Source organism: Slackia sp. CM382, from assembly GCF_000293015.1.
In the GTDB taxonomy this organism is placed as follows: domain Bacteria; phylum Actinomycetota; class Coriobacteriia; order Coriobacteriales; family Eggerthellaceae; genus Slackia; species Slackia exigua.
In genome coordinates, this window is sequence record NZ_ALNO01000002.1 from 1 (window position 1) to 5,472 (window position 5,472).

The window sequence follows — 5,472 nt, forward strand, 5'->3', positions numbered from 1 at the left end:
AACACACGAAGCCCGCTTTCTTGCCAAGCCCGACACACGGGAGGCCCAAAGCCGCCAGGCCCGACACACCGGAGCTCTATTCTTGTCAAAGGGCGCGCGGGAATCCCGATTGAGCAAAGCTCTGCTCGATTCCCCAAAGGGCAATCATCGTTCCCGTGGGGCTAAGGGAACGTTTCCCTCTGTCCCGCCTTTTTGTTGTGCGGACGCGTTCGATTCCAGCTAGACTTGCAACGGAGCAAACTTTGCACAACGTTGGAGCGGCGGTCGGAAGCATTATGAAATCCCTCTCACTATCGAAGGAATCCTTGGGTCGAATCGGCGTTGCCGCGTGCGCATTGTCCCTTCTCGACCTTTCCAGCCTGGCCATGATCTCGTTCATGGGCGGCGTGCCGTATCTTCCAGGCCTGTATCCTTCGATATTGTTCGTCGCCATGCTGGCCGTTGTCTCCATTGCGTTCGCGCTGTTCGGCGGGCGGCCGCTTTCGCTTCGTGCGCACAAAGCCGCCTTCTATCTGTTCGCCTTTGTGGCGGCGCTGGGGCTTCTGGCGCTTTGGACCGCGCCCGCGCTTTCCCTGGCAAGCTTCTGCGCCTATTCCATTGGTAACGCGTTTCTGCTCTTTTTCCTGCTGGAGCTGCTGCTCGAGGTTTCCTCGATCGAGCTTGCGCTGGCCATCGTCGCGGGGCTCGCAATCTTCACGGTGGGTTCCCTGGCTCTGAACGCGATCGACGCATGGCCGTTCGCGTGCGTTATAACGCTGCTCGCCGCGCTGTTCTGCATCAAATATCTGGACGAGACGCTGGGCTCGTCCGAAACGGAGCCGCAAAGCGCCGAGCTTGGCGTGGACCCCAAGATTCTTTGGGGAACGCTCTGCGGGCTCTTCTTGGCGGGCCTTTCGACCGCCATCACGCAAAACATCACGGCAATGCAGGACGTCGCAAGCCCCATGTACCCGGAAATCACCTCCATCGTTGCGTTTGCGCTTCTGGCGTACCTGTCGCTGTTCACCAGCGACACCAACGTGTCTTCCGCTGTGAAGCTCATTTCAAGCCTCATCGTGGCCTCGCTGGTCCTGCTGCTTCTGTCCGATCGGCTTGTATACCAGGCCTACCTGCTGTCGAGCGTCGCATATGCGCTCATGAACAACCTGGCCTATTACGTGGCGGTGCTGGTTGCCAAGTCCCGGGTGTTTGCGCCCCTGCGAGTGTTCGGCGTCATGGGCGTCATGCTTTCGTCCGGGGCCATCGTCCTTGTGGCCTTCGCGCTTTTGGGGCTGAACGTTGCCGACCGCACCTTCATCGCGGGCCTTGCCCTGGTGTTCGCGTTGGCGACCATCTGGCTTATGGGCGACCGCGGCGTCGACCAGCTGGTCAGCCCCAAGCAGCCCGCCGCAGCAAGCGACGATGCCGGCCCTTTGCGCTTCGAGGAGAAGATTCGATCGGTCGCACAGATCGCAGGGCTCACGCCCAGGGAGCAAGACGTGTTCGAGCTTGCCGCAATCGGCCGAAGCGTTCCGTTCATTGCCGAGAAGCTGGTGCTCAGCGAGAACACGGTAAAGTCCTATTTGCAGAAAGTCTACGCCAAATGCGGGGTGCACTCGCGTCAGGAGCTTATCTCGCTGGTCGAGGACGCAGCGGACGCCTAGGCCTCAGACTAGGTTTGGGCTTCGGCGGGGCTTTCACAACCTTATTGCAAAACCCCAGATAAAACGCCTGCACCCGATTCGTATGTACGGCAATTTTCTGCAATAGCGTACGTTTCGCGTCTTTTTTCGGCGGTCTTAACGCCCCTAGAATCCTTCTCAGTCAAACGCCCTCGGCAATGCGGGGCACAGCACATGGAGGAGGAAACCATGACTGCGAACAAGATGACGCGCAGGGGCTTTCTGGGTCTTGGGGCCGCTGCGGGCGTCCTGGCGGCAGGCGCAGCGCTGGCTGGCTGCAGCCCGAAGCAGAGAACCGAAGAGGAAAGCAAGGAGGCCGCCGTCGAAGGGCCTGATACCATTGACGAGAGCCTGATTGCCGACACGGTGGACTGCGACGTGGTGGTGTGCGGCCTGGGCGTTTCGGGCGTGGCGGCGCTGCGTGCGGCTGCCGAGTCCGGCACGAAGGTGGTCGGCGTGGAAAAGACCAGCGTGCCCAACTGCCGCTCCAGCATGTTCGCTGCGTTCAACTGCGATACCGCCCGCCAGCTGGGCGTGGAGGACATCGATCCCACCGAGATCGCCAACGAGCTCATGATCCAGATGGCGCACCGCGGCGACTATCGCGTCATCAACAAGTGGCTGGCCAACTGCGGCGAGGCCTTCGAGTGGTACGTGGGCGCCTACGACGGCCTGCTGATGGTGGGCCCGGAAGACGGACGCCCCGAAGACCCCGAGCAGATTTACCTGTACGCCGACGCCATGGCCGCGCCGTACCGCTTCGGCATCGACCACGAGCGCAACTTCTCCGGCTGCTGCTGCGTGGGCGGCGGCAACGAGACGCATCGTCCCATCCTCGAGGCGAATATCCAGAAGGCCCTGGACACAGGCAACGCGCAGACCTTCTTCGATTTGCCCGTGGTGCAGCTGGACGTGGCCGACGGCCGCGTGACCGGCGCCGTGTGCCAGAATCTGGCCGACGGGTCGTACACGCGCTACGTGGCCGCCAAGGGCGTGGTGCTGGCAACCGGCGACTACTGCTTCAACGACGACATGCTGAAGCAGTACGCGCCCTGGGTGTACGCCAACAAGGACAAGTACCTGTTCTCGCACGAGGCCATGGACATGAACGGCAACCACGCCAGCATGGGCGACGGCCAGCGCTTGGGCATTGCCGCGGGCGGTCACGTGGACGTGGCGCCCCACGCCGTCATGGCGCACATCTTCCAGTTCGGCGCCGAGTTCTTCCTCGAGCTGAACGAGCGCGGCCAGCGCTTCTGCAACGAGGATCTGAGCATGACCAACATCGCCAAGGTGATGGTAAACCAGCCGGGCAGCAAGGTGTTCCAGATTTTGGACGCCACGGCTGAAGATTACTACCCAGTGGAAACGATGCTGGGCTACATCCGCAGCGACGGCGAAATGTTCTCGGCCGAAGCGGACACGCTGGAAGACCTGGCCGCTCAGCTGGGATTTACCGGCGAGGATGCGCAGGAGTTCGTGGCCAGCGTGGAGCGCTACAACGAGCTGTGCGCGAAGGGCCACGACGACGACTTCGGCAAGGCGGCCGAGAAAATGCACGCCATTGCCACGCCTCCGTTCAAGGCCATCACCTACGACACGCTGAAGCACACCTCCGTTGACGACGTCAGCTGTATGCGCCTTCTGGTGACCATGGGCGGCCTGGTCACGAACGACAACGCCCAGGTGCTCGACGACGACCTGCGTCCCATTGCTGGCCTGTACGCTGTGGGCAACACGCAGGGCGGCCGCTTCGTGGACGACTACCCCTTCAGCCTGTCCGGCGCAAGCCACGGCGCGGCGCTCACCTACGGCTACCTGGCCGGCAAGCACGTCGCCCAGCAGTAAGGCATGCCGAAACCTGTGCCCGGCTCAGTTCGGCGAACCGGGCATTCTTTTTTGTTCTATCGAAGAAAGGACCCATTATGGACATGACCCGCAGAAACTTCCTGGCAGCAGCCGGCGTGGCCGGCGCAGGGGCCTTCGCCGCGCTTGCAGGGTGCTCGGCGCCCGCCGCCAACATCGTCGAGACCGTGGACGTCGACGTGGTGGTCGTGGGCTCCGGCACCGCGGGAACCTATGCAGCCGTGCGCGCCGCCGAGAACGGGGCCAACGTGCTGTGGCTGGAGCAGTACCTGGTTCGAGGGGGCGCATCGGCCATTACGGAGGGCATTGCCACCATCGGCGGCTACGCCATGCGCGAGCAGGGGCTGGACCTGAAGCTCGACCAGCTGTATCACGACTACATGGAGTTCCAGTCGTGGGGAGCGTCGCCCGACGTGCTGTCCATGTATCTGGCGAACAGCGGCCCCGCTACCGACTGGGCCATCGACCATGGCGCGAAGCTACAGTACAGCCCCATCAGCGAGGACACCTACTGGGGCAGCGTGTGCTTCGACGACGAGGGGAACTTCCTGCACATGGGCGAGGGCATGCTTCAGCCGCTGTGGGACTACGGCGACACCATGCCGAACCTTGAGCTGCGCACTGGCGTCACTGCGTCCGAGCTCGTGATGCAGGACGGCACCGTGACCGGGCTTTTGGCCGAGGGCGGCGAGGGCACCATCCAGGTGAACGCCAAGGCCGTGGTGCTGGCGACGGGCGGCTTTGCCGACAACCCCGACATGATGAAGCAGTACGTTGGCGCCGACGAAGGCGAGATCGTCATCGTGGGCATGGGCGGCCGCATGGGCACGGGCGTGAACATGGGCCTTTCCGCTGGCGGCAGGATGCATGGGCAGTCCGCCATGATGTACACCTTCGGCGCCGTAGAAGGGGCAACCGGGTTCAACGACATCGCGAACATGGTATTCTGCTGGGACGCAACGCTTTCGGTGAACGAAAAGGGTGAGCGCTTCTTAAACGAGGCCGAAACCGTAACCAGCCGGACGGCCTTCCGCAACCTTTCCGTGCGCAACCAAAAGACGGCGTGGGCTGTGGCCGACGCGCCCTACGTGAACGCTTTTGCCGAGATGGGCCAGGTCGACTACGTTACCGGTATGACCGAAGGCGACCTGATGCAGGAAATCGAGTCGTACGATTCCATCGTGTCCGCCCAGACTTTGGACGAACTTGCAGAGAAGATGGGCGTTCCCGCCGATGCGCTGAAGGCGTCGGTCGAGCACTACAACGCCATCGCCGACGGCGAGCCCGACCCCCGTTTCGGTCTGACCGGCGAGTTCGTCATCCCCGTTCTCGAGGCTCCGTACTATGCGGCGAAGATCGCCCCGTCCGCGTACGGCACCGAGGGAGGCCCGCTGACCAACGACAAGATGCAGGTGCTCAGCGACGAGACCGGCGAGCCCATTTCCGGCCTGTACGCCGTCGGTTCGGACAACGGGTCCATGTACCACACGAACTACCCGATGCACATCATCGGCGGCACCGCGCAGGGCTTCGCCGCCGCCAGCGGTTTCGTGGCTGCCGACACGATTACCGCGTAGCCAACCGTCCAACTTCAGCCCCCTCCAAAAATCCGACCAGAAGAGAGTCTCTCCTGGTCGGATTCTGCATAAATGGGGACAGTCCCTTTTTATGCTTTTTTATGCGATCGGTCGCTTGCTCAGCAGCGGTGCCAGAAAACGCGTCCCGTGTGCTGCCCTTGGACAGTTTGCCCCGCACATGTGCGGGGCTTTCTTTAAGGGTCCACAACCCTGGCCTCTGCGCGAAGCGCGAGAGCCAGAAAACCACCCGCTATGCGGGTGGAGGACCCTTGGCGCTGCGCGCACGCCTCGCCCCTCCCGTACAATGACGGCTGTCCAGGTCGTTATCGAAATCGGGAGAAAGGCGAGGCATGGCGCACCAGCACAAC

At 62.6% G+C, this 5,472-nt stretch carries 3 protein-coding genes; all 3 read left to right on the plus strand.

Features of this window, described 5'->3' with window-relative positions:
- The first annotated feature begins 305 nt into the window (after positions 1-305).
- Complete coding sequence (locus tag HMPREF1155_RS01625; RefSeq protein WP_238319046.1) at positions 306-1,643, plus strand: helix-turn-helix transcriptional regulator; 1,338 nt, start codon at positions 306-308, stop codon at positions 1,641-1,643.
- Positions 1,644-1,850: 207 nt separating this feature from the next.
- Positions 1,851-3,509 carry an FAD-binding protein gene (locus HMPREF1155_RS01630; protein WP_238319047.1) on the plus strand — a complete coding sequence of 553 codons (1,659 nt, stop codon included), beginning with the start codon at positions 1,851-1,853 and terminating at the stop codon, positions 3,507-3,509.
- Between the two features lie 83 nt (positions 3,510-3,592).
- Positions 3,593-5,104, plus strand: a complete 1,512-nt coding sequence (locus HMPREF1155_RS01635; protein WP_238319048.1) for an FAD-binding protein — start codon at positions 3,593-3,595, stop codon at positions 5,102-5,104.
- Positions 5,105-5,472: the final 368 nt, after the last annotated feature.

Excerpts from the sequence above, each read along its gene's own strand:
- HMPREF1155_RS01630 (WP_238319047.1), top strand. The coding sequence starts at position 1,851 with ATGACTGCGAACAAGATGACGCGCAGGGGCTTTCTGGGTCTTGGGGCC.
- HMPREF1155_RS01635 (WP_238319048.1), top strand. The coding sequence starts at position 3,593 with ATGACCCGCAGAAACTTCCTGGCAGCAGCCGGCGTGGCCGGCGCAGGG.